15 protein-coding genes are annotated in these 15,026 nt (G+C 75.8%); 9 read left to right on the top strand and 6 right to left on the bottom strand.

Annotation, left to right across the window (positions count from 1 at the left end):
• The first annotated feature begins 111 nt into the window (after positions 1-111).
• The gene (locus tag ABEA53_RS12985; protein ID WP_345481658.1) at positions 112-1,491 is read left to right on the top strand and encodes a GH1 family beta-glucosidase; all 1,380 of its coding nucleotides are present in this window, start codon (positions 112-114) and stop codon (positions 1,489-1,491) included.
• 66 nt (positions 1,492-1,557) lie between these two features.
• On the opposite strand, the gene ABEA53_RS12990 is transcribed toward ABEA53_RS12985, so the two are convergent.
• Together ABEA53_RS12990 and ABEA53_RS12995 are read right to left on the bottom strand one after the other, a co-directional pair.
• Positions 1,558-2,205: a response regulator gene (locus ABEA53_RS12990; RefSeq protein ID WP_345481659.1), complete on the bottom strand. Its 648-nt coding sequence runs from the start codon at positions 2,203-2,205 to the stop codon at positions 1,558-1,560.
• Positions 2,202-3,578, bottom strand: coding sequence for a sensor histidine kinase (locus ABEA53_RS12995; protein ID WP_345481660.1), 1,377 nt, complete (start codon positions 3,576-3,578; stop codon positions 2,202-2,204). The genes ABEA53_RS12990 and ABEA53_RS12995 overlap by 4 nt, the downstream gene beginning before the upstream one ends.
• Positions 3,579-3,776: 198 nt before the next feature.
• Between ABEA53_RS12995 and ABEA53_RS13000 the strand changes: the two genes are divergently transcribed.
• Entirely contained in the window at positions 3,777-4,652 is an 876-nt protein-coding gene (locus ABEA53_RS13000) for a hypothetical protein (RefSeq protein WP_345481661.1), read from the top strand.
• Positions 4,653-4,716: 64 nt separating this feature from the next.
• Here the strand turns inward: ABEA53_RS13000 and ABEA53_RS13005 are convergent, their stop codons facing one another.
• Positions 4,717-5,106 (bottom strand): NUDIX hydrolase, encoded by a 390-nt coding sequence (locus tag ABEA53_RS13005; RefSeq protein WP_345481662.1) that lies wholly within the window; start codon positions 5,104-5,106, stop codon positions 4,717-4,719.
• Positions 5,103-5,657 carry an LOG family protein gene (locus tag ABEA53_RS13010; RefSeq protein WP_345481663.1) on the bottom strand — a complete coding sequence of 185 codons (555 nt, stop codon included), beginning with the start codon at positions 5,655-5,657 and terminating at the stop codon, positions 5,103-5,105. Before ABEA53_RS13010 ends, ABEA53_RS13005 begins: the two co-directional genes overlap by 4 nt.
• 71 nt (positions 5,658-5,728) lie before the next feature.
• Here ABEA53_RS13010 and ABEA53_RS13015 point away from each other — a divergent pair, with 71 nt between their 5' ends.
• On the top strand, positions 5,729-6,943 hold the full coding sequence (locus ABEA53_RS13015) for an MFS transporter (protein WP_345481665.1): 1,215 nt from the start codon (positions 5,729-5,731) through the stop codon (positions 6,941-6,943).
• On the opposite strand, the gene ABEA53_RS13020 is transcribed toward ABEA53_RS13015, so the two are convergent.
• Positions 6,927-7,382, bottom strand: a complete 456-nt coding sequence (locus tag ABEA53_RS13020) for a DUF4395 domain-containing protein (protein ID WP_345481666.1) — start codon at positions 7,380-7,382, stop codon at positions 6,927-6,929. The two genes, ABEA53_RS13015 and ABEA53_RS13020, sit on opposite strands and share 17 nt — an antisense overlap.
• Complete coding sequence (locus ABEA53_RS13025) at positions 7,372-7,806, bottom strand: thioredoxin family protein (RefSeq protein WP_345481667.1); 435 nt, start codon at positions 7,804-7,806, stop codon at positions 7,372-7,374. Before ABEA53_RS13025 ends, ABEA53_RS13020 begins: the two co-directional genes overlap by 11 nt.
• Before the next feature lie 94 nt (positions 7,807-7,900).
• Here ABEA53_RS13025 and ABEA53_RS13030 point away from each other — a divergent pair, with 94 nt between their 5' ends.
• The 6 genes from ABEA53_RS13030 to ABEA53_RS13055 all read left to right on the top strand — a co-directional run bounded on the left by ABEA53_RS13030 (position 7,901) and on the right by ABEA53_RS13055 (position 15,026).
• A complete protein-coding gene (locus ABEA53_RS13030) occupies positions 7,901-8,833 on the top strand; it encodes a DUF389 domain-containing protein (RefSeq protein WP_345481668.1) in 933 nt (310 codons plus the stop codon).
• A 58-nt stretch (positions 8,834-8,891) separates the two neighbouring features.
• A complete protein-coding gene (locus ABEA53_RS13035; protein ID WP_345481669.1) occupies positions 8,892-10,559 on the top strand; it encodes an FAD-binding dehydrogenase in 1,668 nt (555 codons plus the stop codon).
• A gap of 111 nt (positions 10,560-10,670) precedes the next feature.
• Complete coding sequence (locus ABEA53_RS13040; RefSeq protein ID WP_345481670.1) at positions 10,671-11,273, top strand: TetR/AcrR family transcriptional regulator; 603 nt, start codon at positions 10,671-10,673, stop codon at positions 11,271-11,273.
• Positions 11,270-12,505: an MFS transporter gene (locus tag ABEA53_RS13045; RefSeq protein WP_345481671.1), complete on the top strand. Its 1,236-nt coding sequence runs from the start codon at positions 11,270-11,272 to the stop codon at positions 12,503-12,505. The genes ABEA53_RS13040 and ABEA53_RS13045 overlap by 4 nt, the downstream gene beginning before the upstream one ends.
• Positions 12,502-13,722 (top strand): alanine racemase, encoded by a 1,221-nt coding sequence (locus ABEA53_RS13050; RefSeq protein WP_345481672.1) that lies wholly within the window; start codon positions 12,502-12,504, stop codon positions 13,720-13,722. Before ABEA53_RS13045 ends, ABEA53_RS13050 begins: the two co-directional genes overlap by 4 nt.
• Positions 13,719-15,026, top strand: a complete 1,308-nt coding sequence (locus tag ABEA53_RS13055; RefSeq protein WP_345481673.1) for a D-arabinono-1,4-lactone oxidase — start codon at positions 13,719-13,721, stop codon at positions 15,024-15,026. Before ABEA53_RS13050 ends, ABEA53_RS13055 begins: the two co-directional genes overlap by 4 nt.

The following is a 15,026-nucleotide window of genomic DNA, read 5'->3' on the forward strand; positions in this document are numbered from 1 at the left end:
GGTCCTCCTGGGTCCCGGATCGTACTGGGGGCGCCCGCGGTGTCGATGTGCTGCCCCTATGCGCGCGCACGGAGCGCCGGATGGAAGGATCGGAGGCGACGAGGAGGTCACATGGGATTCCCCGAAGGGTTCGTGTTCGGCAGCGCCACGGCGTCGTACCAGATCGAGGGCGCGGTCGCGGAGGACGGCAGGCAGCCGTCCATCTGGGACGTGTTCAGCCACACCCCCGGCAAGACGCTGGGCGGTGACACCGGCGACGTGGCGGACGACCACTACCACCGGCTCGAGGAGGACCTCGACCTGATGCAGTCCCTCGGGCTGCACGCGTACCGGTTCTCGGTCGCGTGGCCGCGGGTGGTGCCCACCGGGCGCGGGGCGGTGAACCGGGCGGGGCTCGACTTCTACTCCCGGCTCGTCGACGGGCTGATCGAGCGGGGCATCACGCCGATCGCGACGCTGTACCACTGGGACCTGCCGCAGGTGCTCGAGGACGAGGGCGGCTGGACCGTGCGCTCGACCGCGGAGGCGTTCGCGGACTACGCGAAGGTCGTCGCGGAGGCGCTCGGCGACCGCGTCGACACGTGGACGACGCTGAACGAGCCGTGGTGCGCCGCGTTCCTCGGCTACGGCGCCGGCGTGCACGCGCCCGGCCGCACCGAGCCGCTCGCCGCGCTGCAGGCGGCCCACCACCTCAACCTGGCGCACGGGCTCGCGGCGCAGGCGATCCGCTCCGTGCTGCCCGACGCCAAGCTGTCGGTCACGCTGAACCTGCACGTGTTCCGTCCCGAGGGGCCGACCGGCGAGGAGGCGGCCCGCCGTCTCGATGCCGTGGGCAACCGGATCTTCCTCGGGCCGATGCTCGAGGGCGCCTACCCGACCGATCTGTTCGGCGACACCGCGGGCATCACCGACTGGTCCTTCGTGCAGGCCGGCGACCTGGAGGCGATCAACCAGCCGATCGACGTGATCGGCATCAACTACTACTCCACGTCCCGGGTGCGCCTGTTCGACGGCGACGGGGTCGCTCCGCGCAACGACGGGCACGGCGGCGGCGACGCCAACCCGTGGCCGGGCGCGGAGGCGGTCGAATTCCTGCCGCTCGAGGGCCCGCTCACCGACATGGGCTGGAACATCGACCCGCAGGGCCTCACCGACCTGCTCGTGTCGGTGCACGAGCGGTACCCGGACCTGCCGCAGATGGTGACGGAGAACGGCGCCGCGTTCCCCGACGTGGTCGAGGACGGCGCGGTGCACGACGAGCAGCGCACCGACTACCTCCGCCGGCACTTCCAGGCGGCCCAGACGGCGATCGAGCAGGGCGTCGACCTGCGCGGCTACTTCGTGTGGTCGCTGATGGACAACTTCGAGTGGGGCTACGGCTACTCGAAGCGGTTCGGCATCGTGCGCGTCGACTACGACACGCAGGAGCGCATCCCGAAGGACAGCGCCAGGTGGTACGCGGAGGTCATCCGCACCGGCGAGCTCGGCTAGCCCCTCTGCTCACGCTTCTTGCCGCGCGACCCTCGTCGCGGCGGCAAGAAGCGTGAGCAAGGTGATTCAGGCGTCGAGGAAGCGGAGGACCGCCAGGACCCGGCGGTGCGCCTCCGGCGACTCCTCCAGCCCGAGCTTGCCGAAGATGCTGGTGACGTGCTTCTCCACGGCGCCCTGGCCGACGACGAGCCGCGCCGCGATCGCGCCGTTGCTGCGCCCCTCCGCCATCAGGCCGAGCACCTCCCGCTCCCGCGGGGTGAGCCGGGTCAGCGGATCGGCCCGAGCGAGCAGCAGGTGCTGCACCAGCGTCGGGTCGAGCACCGTGCCGCCCGCCGCGACCCGCTCGACCGCGTCCGCCAGCTGCGCCAGGTCCGTCACGCGGTCCTTCAGCAGGTAGCCGACGCCGCGGGCGCCCGCGGCGAGCAGCTCCCGCGCGTAGGTGGACTCCACGTACTGGCTGAGCAGCAGCACGCCGACCTCCGGTGCCGCGGACCGCAGGGCGATCGCGGCGCGCACGCCCTCGTCGCGATGCGTGGGCGGGAGGCGGATGTCGAGCAGCACGACGTCCGGCCGGAGCCGGGCGACCGTGTCGACCAGCCCCTCGGCGTCGCCCACGGCCGCGAGGACCTCGAACCCCGTCTCCTCGAGGAGACGGACGAGGCCCTCGCGCAGCAGGGTCGAGTCCTCGACGAGGACCACGCGGATCGGCGTCACGGCAGCGGCACCCGCACGGCCGCCGTCGTCGGGCCGCCCTCCGGGCTGGTGACGGTCAGCGTGCCGCCCAGGCCCGTGAGGCGGTCGACCGCGCCGGCGAGGCCGTGCCCGGGCACGATGCGCGCGCCGCCGCGCCCGTCGTCCTGCACCGAGAGCACGAGCGCGCGGGACGCTCCGGCATCCTCCGTGCGCGCCTCCAGGCGGACCTTCGTGGCGCCGCTGTGCTTGATGGCGTTCGCGGTCAGCTCCGCGGCCACGAAGTAGAGGCTGCGCTCGACCGCGTCGGGCACGTCGGCGGGCAGGTCGATCGCGGTCTCGACGGGCACCGCGCCGCGGTGGCCGAGGGCGCCGAGCGCGGCGGACAGTCCGCGGTCCTGCAGCAGCGGCGGCGCGAAGCCCTGGGCGAGCGCGCGCAGCTCGTCGAGCGTCTCGGCCGCCAGCCGGCGGGCGGCCGCGATCGACTCCGTCGCCTCCGGCCGCGTGCCGTCGAGGCGGCGCTCGGCGGTGGACAGCTCCATCTGCAGGCGCAGGAGGCGCTGCTGCGGGCCGTCGTGGATGTCGCGCTCGAGGCGGCGCAGCGCGGTGTCCTCCGCCGTCACCGCGGCGAGACGGGCGGCGTCGACGCGGGCGACCTCGCCGCGCAGGTCCTCCGAGGCGAAGCGGGAGAGCAGGAGGCGGGCGGCGCCCCAGTGGGCGAGCGTCGCGCCGCGCGTGATGAAGGGGAGCAGGGCGAGCATGAGCAGGCCGAGCGCGGTGACGCCGGCGATGCCCCAGCCCGTGGCGGCGGCGTCGCTCCCGGCGCCGGTGAGGAACAGCACCAGACCGACGACGTTCTCGCCGCCCCGGTCCCCGTTCCACAGCGAGTCGCCGTTCGCGAGGGTGATCGTCGCCCAGGCGGGCGACGTGATCGCGACGAGCGCGGTGCCGAGCCAGGTCGACCACACCACGAAGGTGATGAGCGCGAGCACCGGCGTCACGACCGCCGCGTGCAGCGCGTACAGCCAGTAGTGCGGGTCCGCGATCACGTCGCCGACCGCGCGGAGGAAGCGCTTTCCGGCGAAGGGGCGGTCCCAGGTCGGCGCGGCGATCGGGCGGGTGCCCGCCCAGCGCAGGCGGCGCAGATCGAAGACCCCGAGGTAGCGGGAGGCGAGCATCAGCGCGATCAGCAGGGCGACGCCGAGCACGACGAACGCCGAGCCGGCGCCGATGACGCCCCACGCCGTGATCGAGACGACCAGGCCGATGATCGCGGTGAGCGCCAGGTAGCCGAGCTCGCGGGGCACGCGGCCCCACATGCGGCCGTACCGCCGGCCGAGGGGGTCGGGCCGCGCGGAGGCGGGCTGCAGGGGAGTGGAGAGGGTCGCTGTCGTCATGGTTCGAGCGTCGCGGGAAGCGCGGTCGCGCCCCATCCTGCCCGCAACCGTCTTCCCCCGGGGGTTGTCCCCACCCCTCGACTTTGCTCACGCTTCTTGCCGCTTCGCCGACGCTCGCGCGGCAAGAAGCGTGAGCAAAGCGGGTGGGGTGTGGAGAACGCGACGCGCGGAGCACCACGGAGCACCACGATGCTCGCCATGCCCGAGCCCACGCCGCTGCCCGACGATCTCCAACGCCGCGCCTTCAGCCGCGGCGACGCCGACGGCGCGGGCCTGCGACCCGGGCGCCTGCGGAGGCGCGACATCCGGCGCCCGTTCCACGGCGTGCAGATCGTCGGGTCCTTCGGCAGCCTGCAGGAGCGGTGCCACGCCTACCGCGTCCGGATGAAGCCCGGGCACGCGTTCAGCCATCAGACGGCGGTGCTCCTCCACGGACTGCCGCTGGCGCGGGCGTTCGAGGAGGAGCTCGACCTCCACGTGTCGGTGGTCATGCCCGGCCGCGCACCGACGACGCGCGGGGTCGTCGGCCATCGCATCCGCATCGCACCGCCGGTGGTCGACCTCGGCGGCCTGCCCGTCGTCCGCGCCGACGAGGCGTGGGCCCAGCTCGGACCGCTGCTCGCCCTCGACGAGCTGATCGTGCTGGGGGACGCGGTGCTCTGGGCGGACCGCTCGCTCCAGGACCCGATGCACGCAGCCGCTCGCGTGCCGTACCGACCGGCGCGGGAACGACTGCAGAAGGCGTTGCGTGAGATCCGATCGGGCTGCGCGAGCCCTGGGGAGACGCGCGTGCGGCTCCTCCTGGTCCGTGCGGGGGTCCCGGAGCCGGAGCTGAACGCGGAGGTCCGGCTGCCCGGCGAGACCGTCCACCCGGACCTCGTGTGGCGGGATCGCCGGGTCGCGCTCGAGTACGAGGGCGACGGGCACCGTGAGCGCGAGCAGTTCCAGTACGACGTGGGCCGCTACGGGCGCCTGCGGGAGGCGGGCTGGACCGTGATCCAGGTGACGGCGGCGGACCTGCAGGGCGGTGGCGCGCAGCAGCTCATCCGCCGGGTGCTGGCCCTGGTGGGCTGACCTTGCTCACGCTTCTTGCCGCGCCGACGGCTGCGGAGCGGCAAGAAGCGTGAGCAAAGTCGGGTCAGGGGAGGAGGAGGTGGGCCAGCGGGGCGAGGCGGGGGCCCAGGGCCGCAGCCTCCGCAGAGGTGCACCAGCGGAGCTCCTCGATCTCCGCCTGCGCGGCGACCGGTTCGGCGACCACGAGACGGAAGACGTCCGCCTCCAGGCGGTGGCCCGCCTCGTTCGCGGCATCGGTGACGAAGGCGCCGACCGGCTCGAGCGCGTCCTCGGACACGGCGAGACCGAGCTCCTCCTGCAGCTCGCGCACGAGTGCGGCGCGGGGCGTCTCGCCCGCCTCCGGCTTGCCGCCCGCCTGCATGAAGCGGTCGGTGCCCCGCTTCCGCACGAGCAGCAGGCGACCGTCGGGACCGGTGATGAGCGCCGCGACGACGCGGATCACGGGAGGGGTCACACGTCCTCGAGGGCGGCGATCAGCGGCTCGAGGGAGGTCTCGAAGCGGATCATCGCGGCGCCGCGGTCGGAGAGGAAGCCCTGCTCGTGCATGTGGCGCACGAGCTGCTGCATCGGCGACCAGTAGCCGAGCACGTCGAGGAACCCGCAGGGCTTCGAGTGGTAGTCGAGCATCGCCCACGACCACTGCTCGATGATCTCCTCGAGCGTGCCCGCGCCGCCCGGCAGCGCGATGAACGCGTCGGCGAGGTCGGCCATCATCGCCTTGCGCTCCGCCATCGTGTGCACGACGTGCAGCTCGGCGAGGTCGGGGTGCGCGAGCTCGGGGCCGATCAGCGCCTCCGGGATCACGCCGATCACGGTGCCGCCCGCGCCGAGCGCGCCGTTCGCGACCGCGCCCATCAGCCCGGTGCCGCCGCCGCCGTAGACGACGGTGATGCCCCGCTCGGCGAGCGTGCGGCCCACGGCGGACGCGGCCTCGAGATGCCTGGGGTCGACGCCGTCGCGCGCCCCGCAGAACACCGCCACCGCCTGGATCGCCCGCTCGGTCATCCGCAGGAGCGTAGGCGATGCGCGCGACGCGCACGGTCAGGCCGTCAGGGGCACCTGCCAGGGTGGGAGCCATGCAGGGGAGGCGCGCGGAGGCGGTGTACCTCGCCGGAGCGATCCCCGTGCGCCTCGTGACGAACGGCGCCGGCGTCGCCCTCGCGCTCGCCGCGGCCACCCGTCTCGACAGCGTCGCGGTCGGCGGGCTGCTGATCGCCGTGCTCAACGCGCCGAGCGTGATCGCCGCACCGGTGATCGGCGCGCTCACCGACGCCGTGCGGTCGCCGAAGCGCTTCATGCTCGGCGCAGCCGTCGTGATGGCCGCCGCGCTCGCCCTCACCGCGTTCCTCGGTCAGGTGCCGCTCGCCCTCGTGGTCGTGGCGCTGCTCGCCGCCGGCTGCGTCGTGCCGGTGTTCATCGGCGGCCTGTCCGCCTGGGTCGACGAGGCGATGCCCGGCGACCACGCGCGCGGGTTCGCGGTCGACGCGCTCAGCTACAACCTCGCGGGCATCGCCGGGCCGGCGATCGTCGCCGGGATGAGCGCGCTGCTCACCGCGACGGGCGCGCTGCTCGCACTCGCCGTCGTGATGGTGGCGGGCGGCCTGCTGCTGCAGCTGCTGCCGATCGCGGGCCGCGGCGGCGCCGCCGATCCGCGGTCGCTGGCGCGGGGCATCGCCCGCGCGACCCGCCACCTCGTGACCCACGGCCCGCTGGCGCGCGTGGTGCTCGCGGGCGCCGTCGTGCAGCTCGGCGGCGGCATGATGCCCGTCGTCGCGGTGCTCGTCGCGGTGCACCGCGGGCTCTCGGAGAGCGCCGGCGGCCTGCTGCTCACCGCGTTCTCCATCGGCGGCGTGACCGGTGCGCTGCTCGTGGCGGTGCCCGCGATCACCCGGCGGATCGCCGCCGTGCCGCCCCGGCTGATGATGGCGGGCAGCTTCGCGGCGACCGGGGTGCTCACCCTGCTGGCCGCGGTGAGCCCCTCCTTCGCCCTGACGGCGATCGCCCTCGGGCTGTCCGGACTGCCGGACGCGACCGGGGTCGCGGCGATGCTGCGGCTGCGGCAGGAGGAGAGCCCGCCCGACGTGCGGGCGCAGGTCTTCGTGGTCGCGGCGGGCACGCGGGCGGTGACCGCGGCGATCGGCGCCGCCGTGGCGGGCGCGATCGCGGGCCTCGACCCGTCGCTGCTGCTGGGGCTCGTCGCCGTGCCGTGGATCGCGTCGGCGCCGATCCTGCTGCTGCACCTGCGACGCCCCCGTGCGGAGGCGGAGGGGGCGCCTACGCCGGCCGGATGATCCGGGCGCGCAGCAGCAGCACGTACGCCCGGCACCCCAGGCAGTAGCCGAAGACCGAGTTCAGGAACGCCGCCACGAAGGCGAGCGCCGCGAGCACGGCGAGCAGCCCGGTCGCGCCGAGCAGCCCGGCGACGACGCCGAGCAGCGTGATCACGAAGCCGACGCCCTGCGCGAACGTGGGCGGTGCCGCCTCCTCCAGCTCCGCGGGCGGCGCGAGCCGCGGCCGCACGAACCGGCGGAACAGTGCGCCGTAGGGGTGCCGGCCGATGCCTGCGAAGGCGCCCCACGCGAACACCGCGCAGATCGCGGCGAGCAGCACGACGGCCGCGACGCCGGCGCCGGTGAGCGCGAGGAACAGGTCGACGAGCAGCAGCACGGCGGTGACGCCGGCGCCGAAGCGCGGCCCGCGCGGGTCGATCGGGGGGCGGTCAGCGGGCATCGGGGCCTCCGAGGACGGTGCGCAGCTCGTGCTCCAGGGCGTCCCGTCGCGGAGCGCCGCCGATGCGGGCCCGGACGGCGCGGCCCGCGTCGACGAGCAGGGTGGTGGGGGTCTGCAGCACGCCGAACCGGTCGGCGACGTCGGGGTGCCGGGTCAGGTCGACCTCGAGGTGCACGACGCCGGGGTGGTCCGCGGCGAGGCCGGACAGGAGGCGGGCGGTGCCGGGGCACTGCGCGCAGGTCGGCGTCGAGAACTGGACGAGCGACGCCCGCGCGCCGAGCGGGGCGTCCACACCGAGGTCGGCGGCGGTCACGGTCCCGGAGGCGCTGCGGAGGCGCCCCGCGCGGGCCCGCTGCACGAGGCCGACGGCGGTGGCGAGCAGCACGAGCGCGGCGAGGAGCGCCAGCGCGGCCACCGGTGACATGGCGCGAGCGTAGAGGGGCGCCGGGCGGCGGCGACGCATGTGACGGAGGATGACGCGCTGGGCCGATCGGCGGGCCGTCCGGCAGGATCGCCGGGTGCTCCACCTGGCCCTCGTCCTGCCCGCCGAGCGCGCCCGGGCGGCGATCGACCTGCTCGCGCGGCACCCCGGCGTCGCCGACGTCGTGCACCTGCTGGGCGCGGCGGTGGCGCCGCCCGGCGACGTGGTGCAGGCGGACGTCGCGCGGGAGGCGGGGGACGAGCTCATCGAGGCGCTGCGGGCGCACTGCACCGCGGTCGGCGGCACCATCACGGTCACCGAGACCGACGTCGCCCTCGGCGAGCCGATCGACCGCGCCGAGCGGAACGCGCCGGGCGAGGGCGTCGACGCCGTGATCTGGGAGCAGCTGGAGCAGCGCACGGACGAGGACGCGGCGCTGTCCGGCACGTTCCTGGTCTTCCTGATGGCCGCGACGCTGATCTCGTCCGTGGGCCTGCTGACCGACAGCGAGGTGCTCGTGGTCGGCGGCATGGTGCTCGGTCCCGAGTTCGGCCCCCTCGCCTCCGTCGCCGTGTCGATCGTGGGCCGGCGGCCGCGGCGTGCGCTGCGCTCCGCCGGTGCCCTGGTCGTCGGCTTCCCCCTCGCGATCGCGGTCACGGCGGCGGCGGTCGCGCTGCTCGCCGCGACCTTCGGGATCCCGGACGGGTACCTGCAGGGGCGGCGCCCGCTCACGTCCTTCGTCTCGCACCCCGACGAGTTCAGCGTCGTCGTCGCCCTGATCGCCGGGGTCGCGGGCATGGTGTCGCTGACGAGCGCGAAGGCGGGCGCCCTCGTCGGGGTCTTCATCAGCGTGACCACGATCCCCGCGGCCGCGAACATCGGCACCGCGCTCGTCGCCGGCCGCCCGGACGACGCCGCGGGCGCGGCGCTGCAGCTCGGCGTGAACGTGGTGTGCCTGCTCGTCTCGGCGGTGCTGACGCTGCTCGTGCAGCGCGCGCTCCTGCGCCGGCGGGCGCGCCGCGGCGGCTGACGCGTCTGGCACGCTTGCGCCGGACGCGCTCGACGGGGAGCCGCGGAGGAGGAACGGTATGGACGCCGATGTCCTGGTGATCGGGGGCGGGCTCGCGGGCCTCGTCGCCTGCGCCGAGCTGACCGCCGCGGGCAGGCGGGTGCTGCTCGTCGAGCAGGAGAGCGCCGCGAACCTGGGCGGGCAGGCGTTCTGGTCGTTCGGCGGGCTGTTCCTGGTCGACACCCCCGAGCAGCGCCGGTGGGGCATCCGCGACTCGGCGGAGCTCGCGTGGCAGGACTGGCGCGGCAGCGCGCAGTGGGACCGCCTCGACGACGAGGACCGCTGGGGCGCCGCCTGGGGCGAGGCGTACGTCGCCTTCGCGGCGGGGGAGGAGCGGGCCTGGCTGCAGCAGCAGGGCGTCCGCTTCACGCCGCTGGTCGGCTGGGCGGAGCGCGGCGACGGTCGCGCCGGCGGCCACGGCAACTCCGTGCCGCGGTTCCACCTGCCGTGGGGGACGGGCACGGGCGTCTCCGGGCCGTTCGCCGCGAAGGCGAGGGCCGCGGCCGAGGAGGGGCTGCTCGGCTTCCGCTTCCGGCACCGCGTCGACGGCCTGATCCTCGAGCAGGGCGCGGTCACCGGCGTCCGCGGCGCCGTGCTCGCGCCCGACGAGGCCGCCCGCGGCGTCGCGACGAACCGGCGCGAGGTCGGGGAGTTCGTGCTCACCGCACGGGCGGTCGTCCTCGCGACCGGCGGCATCGGCGCCGATCACGACGTGGTCCGCGCGATGTGGCCCGAGCGCCTCGGCACCCCGCCCGCGCGGATGCTCACCGGCGTGCCCGCGCACGTCGACGGCCGCATGCTGCCGATCGCGGAGGCCTCCGGCGCCCGCGTCGTGAACAAGGACCGCATGTGGCACTACACGGAGGGGGTCGCGAACCACGACCCGATCTGGGCCGGGCACGGCATCCGGATCCTGCCCGGGCCCTCCTCCATGTGGTTCGACGCGCTCGGGCGGCGGCTGCCGGCCCCCGGCATCCCCGGCCACGACACCCTGGGCACCCTCCGCCTGCTGCGCACCGACCCGGCCATCGCGGGCTTCGACCACTCCTGGTTCGTCGCGTCGCAGCGGATCGTGGAGAAGGAGTTCGCGCTGTCGGGCTCGGAGCAGAACCCGGACCTGACGGGCCACGACTGGCCGCTGCTGCTGCGCACCCGCCTCGGCAGCGGACCCACCCCGCCGGTCGCGGCGTTCGAGCGCCGCGGCGAGGACTTCGTGGTGGCGGACGACCTGCCCGCGCTCGTCGCGGGGATGAACCGGCTGACCCCGGACGCCCCGCTCGAGCTCGCCGTGATCGAGTGGCAGATCCGCGAGCGCGACGCCGAGCTCGCGAACCCCTTCACGAAGGACGCGCAGGTGCAGAGCATCCACAACGGCCGCCGCGCCCGCAGCGACCGGTTCACCCGCGTCGCGTCGCCCCACCGCATCCTCGACCCGGCCGCCGGGCCGCTCGTCGCCGTGCGGCTGCGCGTGCTGACCCGCAAGACGCTCGGCGGCATCGAGACCGACCTGGCGAGCCGGGTGCTCCGCGCGGACGGGACGCCGATGCCGGGCCTCTACGCGGCGGGGGAGGCCGCCGGCTTCGGCGGCGGCGGCGCGCACGGCTACAACGCGCTGGAGGGCACGTTCCTCGGCGGCTGCCTCTTCACCGGCCGCGCGGCCGGGCGGGCGCTGGTCGCCGCGCTCTGACCCGCGCGCGGGATCGCGGTCCCGTTCGCGCATGTCGCCTGCGCGGACCGTCCTCCCCTCCAGTACTGTCCGTCCGAGTTGGACGACCGTCCAACTCGGACGGAGGGCGACGTGCAGCGCATCGCGGTGGAGGACCGGCGCACGGCGCTGCTCGCCGCCGCCCTGCACGTCATCGGACGCGAGGGCATGGGCGCCGCGTCGACGCGGACGATCGCCGCCGAGGCGGGCATGCCGACGGCGAGCTTCCACTACGTGTTCGCCTCGTACGACGCGATGGTCGAGCAGCTCGTCGCGACCGTGCTCGACGCGCAGGCGGAGGCGGTGTCGACCTCGGTCGAGGCCGCGGACACGCTGCGCGGCTTCGTCGAGGGCGCGCTGCAGGGCTGGCTGGACCGCGCGTCGGCCGAGCCCGACGCCGAGGTGGCGCTGCACGAGATCGTCGCGTGGAGCCGCTCGTCACCCGGGCGCCGGCACCTCGCCGAGGTCGTCTACGCGCGCTACACCGCCGCCGTCGAGGCGTTCATGCAGGCGGCCGAGGCGCGGTTCGGCGTCCGCTGGCGGATCCCCGCCGGCGACGTGGCGCGCTTCGTGCTCGTGCTGACCGACGGCGTGGCCGCGCGCTGGCTGGTCGACCGCGACGTCGCCGCCGCTCGGACCGCGCTCGCGCTGGGTGCGGACGCCCTGCTCGCGCTCGCGCAGGACGTGCGGCCGTGACCGCCCTCGAGCCCGTCGCGCGGGTGCGCGGGCCGTGGATCGGTCGGTTCGCCGCCGCCTGGCTCGGGGTGTGGCTCGCGCAGACCACGGTGATCCAGCTGCTGCTGCCCGCGCAGGTGGAGGCGGCCGGCGGCCGGTCCGGGCTGCTCGACACCATCGCGCGGTTCGGCTGGGTCTCCGCCGTCGCCGGGGCGGCCGCGCTCGTCGCCTTCCCGCTGGTCGGCGCGCTGTCCGACGCCACCGCCTCCCGCTTCGGCCGTCGCCGGCCCTGGATCGCCCTCGGCACCGCCCTGTTCGCGGCCGGCCTGGTGCTGCTCGGGATGCAGACGACGATCGGCGGGATCGCCGCCGCCTGGTCCATCGCGCTCGTGGGGTTCGCGGCCGTGTCGTCGGCGCTCACCGCGCTGATCGCCGACCAGGTCCCGGTGGACCAGCGCGGCGCGGTCTCCGGCTTCGTGTCCGCGCCGCAGGCGGTCGGCACGATCCTCGGGCTGGTGCTCGTCGAGGCGTTCGCGCTCGCCGCGCCCGGCTCCTACGCCCTCGTCGCGGCCGTGCTCGTGCTGCTCGTGGTGCCGCTGGTGGCGTCGCTGCCCGACCCGCAGCCGCTCGAGGCGTCGGGCCCGGTCTGGATCGCGCAGATCGCCGGCTCGCTGTGGATCGACCCCCGCACGCACCCCGACTTCGCCTGGACGCTGCTCGGACGCCTGCTCGTCAACCTCGGCAACGCGCTCGGCACGAGCCTGCTCCTCTACTTCCTGTCCGCGGGGCTCCGCGACCCGGACGCGGAGTCGGACCTCATCCCGCTCGTGCTCGTCTACCTCGTCCTCCTCGTGGTCGCGACGCTCGCCGCCGGCCGCGCGAGCGACGCCACCGGGCGCCGCCGCGTGTTCGTCGCCGCGGCCGCGGTGCTGCAGGGGATCGCCGGGGTGCTGCTCGCCGTCGCGCCCGCGTACGGCACGGCGCTCGTCGCCGCGGGCTTCCTCGGCGCGGGCTACGGCGTGTTCCTGTCGGTGGACCAGGCGCTCGCGACGCAGGTGCTGCCGGACCCGGCCGACCGTGGGAAGGACCTCGGGATCATGAACGTCGCCCTGGCGGTGCCGCAGGCCTTCGGGCCGATCGTCGGCGCCGCGCTCATGCTGGTCTTCGGGGGCTTCTCCGCCCTCTTCATCGGCGCCGCGGTGCTGTCGGCGCTCGGCGCCCTCGCCGTCGCGCGGGTGCGGGGGGTCGCGTGATCGCGCTGCCGCGGCCCGCCGCGACGCCGTGGGACGCGCCGGAGTCGTGGTGGCCCGGCCTGCTCGCCGCGACCGCCGACCTCGACGCGCCGCTCGGCGTGCTCGAGCTCGACGCGCTCGCCTGGAACGCGCACGACACCGTGCGCCGCGCGGCCGGGCTGCCGATCCGCCTCGCGACGAAGTCGCTGCGGGTGCGGGAGGCCGTCGAGTCGGTGCTCGCGCTGCCCGGCTGGTCCGGCGTGCTCGCCTACTCCCTGGCGGAGGCGCTGTGGCTGGCGGAGACGGTCGACGACGTCGTGCTCGGCTATCCCACCGCGGACCGGGCGGCCCTCGCCCGGCTCGCGCTCGACGCCGCGGCGGCGGCGCGCATCACGCTCATGGTCGACTCGATCACGCAGCTCGACCTGATCGACGCCGTCGCGCCGCCGCGCTCGCGGCCCGAGCTGCGGGTCGCGCTCGACCTCGACCTGAGCATCCACCTCCCCGTGCTCGGGCACCTGGGGGTGCGCCGCTCGCCGCTGACGGACCCGGAGGCGGCGGTGCGACTCGGGCGGGAGATCGCGATGCGCCCGGGCTTCCGGCTCGTGGGGCTGATGGGCTACGAGGCGCAGGTCGCGGGCGTCGTCGACCGCTACGCCGGGAACCCCGCCTACGAGCGGGTGATCGCCGCGGTGAAGCGGCGGTCGATCGCGGAGGTCCACGAGCGCCGGGCCGCGGCCGTGGCGGGCCTGGCGCAGATCGCCGAGCTCGAGTTCGTGAACGGCGGCGGCACCGGCTCGCTCGAGTCGACGGTCGACGACGCCTCCGTGACCGAGGTCACCTCGGGCAGCGGGCTCTTCGGCGGCCACCTCTTCGACCGGTACCGCACGTTCCGGCCCGCGCCCGCCGCGTCCTTCGTGCTCCCGGTCGTGCGCGTGCCGGGCGACGGCGTCGCCACCGCCGAGGGCGGCGGCTGGATCGCCTCCGGCCCGATCGGCCCGGACCGGCGGCCGCTGCCCGTGTGGCCGCCGGGTCTCGAGTACGAGCCGCGCGAGCAGGCCGGCGAGGTGCAGACGCCGCTCAGGGGCGGCGGCCTGCGCGTCGGCGACCGCGTGGTGCTGCGCCACGCGAAGTCCGGCGAGCCGGCCGAGCGGCTCGCGGCCTACGCGCTCGTGCGCGGCGGCGTGCTCGAGGGCGGGGCGCCGACCTACCGCGGCGAGGGCAGGACGTTCTCGTGAGCGGCGCGGTCTGGACGAACTGGGGCAGGACGAGCCGCTCGACGCCCGCGCGCGTCGAGCGGCCGCGCACGGCGGAGGCGGTCGCGCAGGCGCTGCTGCGAGCCGGGGAGGAGGGGCTGCGGGTGCGGCCCGTCGGCGCCGGGCACAGCTTCACCGCGCTCGCCCGCACCGACGGGCTGCTGCTCGAGACGACGGGCCTGGCGGGGCTGCGCGCGGTCGACCGCGCGCGGGACCGCATCACGGTCGGCGGCGGCACGACCATCGCGGCGCTCGGGCGCATCGCGGCGCGCTCCGGGCTCGCCCTGCCGAACCTCGGCGACATCGACCGGCAGACGATCGCGGGCGCGATCGGCACCGGGACCCACGGCACGGGCGCCGCCTTCCGACCGATCGCCGCGCAGGTCGTCGGCCTGCAGCTGGTCACGACGGCCGGGGAGGTGCTCGAGATCGGCGAGCACGACCCGCTGCTGCCCGCCGCACGGGTGTCGCTCGGCGCCCTCGGCGTGGTCACGGCGGTGACGCTGCAGTGCGTGCCCGCGTTCGGCCTGGCGGCGCAGGAGCGCGCCGAGCCGCTCGAGCCCGTGCTCGCCGGGTTCGCCTCCCGCGTCGCGGCCGCCGACCACTTCGAGTTCTACTGGTTCCCGGGCACCGGGACCGCGCTGACGAAGACGAACACCCGGATCCCGGTCGAGGACGTGGGTCGGCGGCGGTCGCGGGTGCGGCGGCTCGTCGACGACGAGCTGGTGGCGAACGGGCTGTTCGAGCTGACCTGCCGCGTCGGCCGCGCCGCGCCCGCGCTGGTGCCGTCCATCAACCGCCTCGCCGCGCGCACGGTCGCCGAGCGCGGGTACCGCGGGTCCTCGCACGACGTCTTCACGTCGCCGCGCCGGGTGCGGTTCGCCGAGACGGAGTGGGCCGTGCCGCTCGAGCGGCTGCCCGAGGCGTTCGACGCGTTCCGCCGGGCGGTCGAGCGCAGCCGGCAGCGGATCTCCTTCCCGGTGGAGGTGCGCGCGGCCGCCGCGGACGACTCCGCGTGGCTCAGCACCTCCTGGGGTCGTCCGACCGCGTACGTGTCGGTGCACTGCTACGCCCGCGACGTGCGGCGGGACTACCTGCGGATGGCCGAGCGGATCTTCCTCGCCGCCGGCGGGCGGCCGCACTGGGGCAAGCTGCACACGCGCGGCGCCGACGACCTGCGCCGCCTGTACCCGCGCTTCGACGACTTCGCGGCCGTGCAGCGGGCGTTCGACCCCGACGGCCTGCTCCGCAACCGCCACCTGGACCGCGTGCTCGGCCTCGCCTGA

Source organism: Amnibacterium soli (assembly GCF_039544415.1).
GTDB classification, from domain to species: Bacteria; Actinomycetota; Actinomycetes; order Actinomycetales; family Microbacteriaceae; genus Amnibacterium; species Amnibacterium soli.

Excerpts from the sequence above, each read along its gene's own strand:
- ABEA53_RS13015 (WP_345481665.1), top strand. The coding sequence starts at position 5,729 with ATGCAGGGGAGGCGCGCGGAGGCGGTGTACCTCGCCGGAGCGATCCCC.
- ABEA53_RS13020 (WP_345481666.1), bottom strand. The coding sequence starts at position 7,382 with ATGCCCGCTGACCGCCCCCCGATCGACCCGCGCGGGCCGCGCTTCGGC.
- ABEA53_RS13025 (WP_345481667.1), bottom strand. The coding sequence starts at position 7,806 with ATGTCACCGGTGGCCGCGCTGGCGCTCCTCGCCGCGCTCGTGCTGCTC.
- ABEA53_RS12995 (WP_345481660.1), bottom strand. The coding sequence starts at position 3,578 with ATGACGACAGCGACCCTCTCCACTCCCCTGCAGCCCGCCTCCGCGCGG.
- ABEA53_RS12985 (WP_345481658.1), top strand. The coding sequence starts at position 112 with ATGGGATTCCCCGAAGGGTTCGTGTTCGGCAGCGCCACGGCGTCGTAC.
- ABEA53_RS13035 (WP_345481669.1), top strand. The coding sequence starts at position 8,892 with ATGGACGCCGATGTCCTGGTGATCGGGGGCGGGCTCGCGGGCCTCGTC.
- ABEA53_RS13010 (WP_345481663.1), bottom strand. The coding sequence starts at position 5,657 with ATGACCGAGCGGGCGATCCAGGCGGTGGCGGTGTTCTGCGGGGCGCGC.
- ABEA53_RS13000 (WP_345481661.1), top strand. The coding sequence starts at position 3,777 with ATGCCCGAGCCCACGCCGCTGCCCGACGATCTCCAACGCCGCGCCTTC.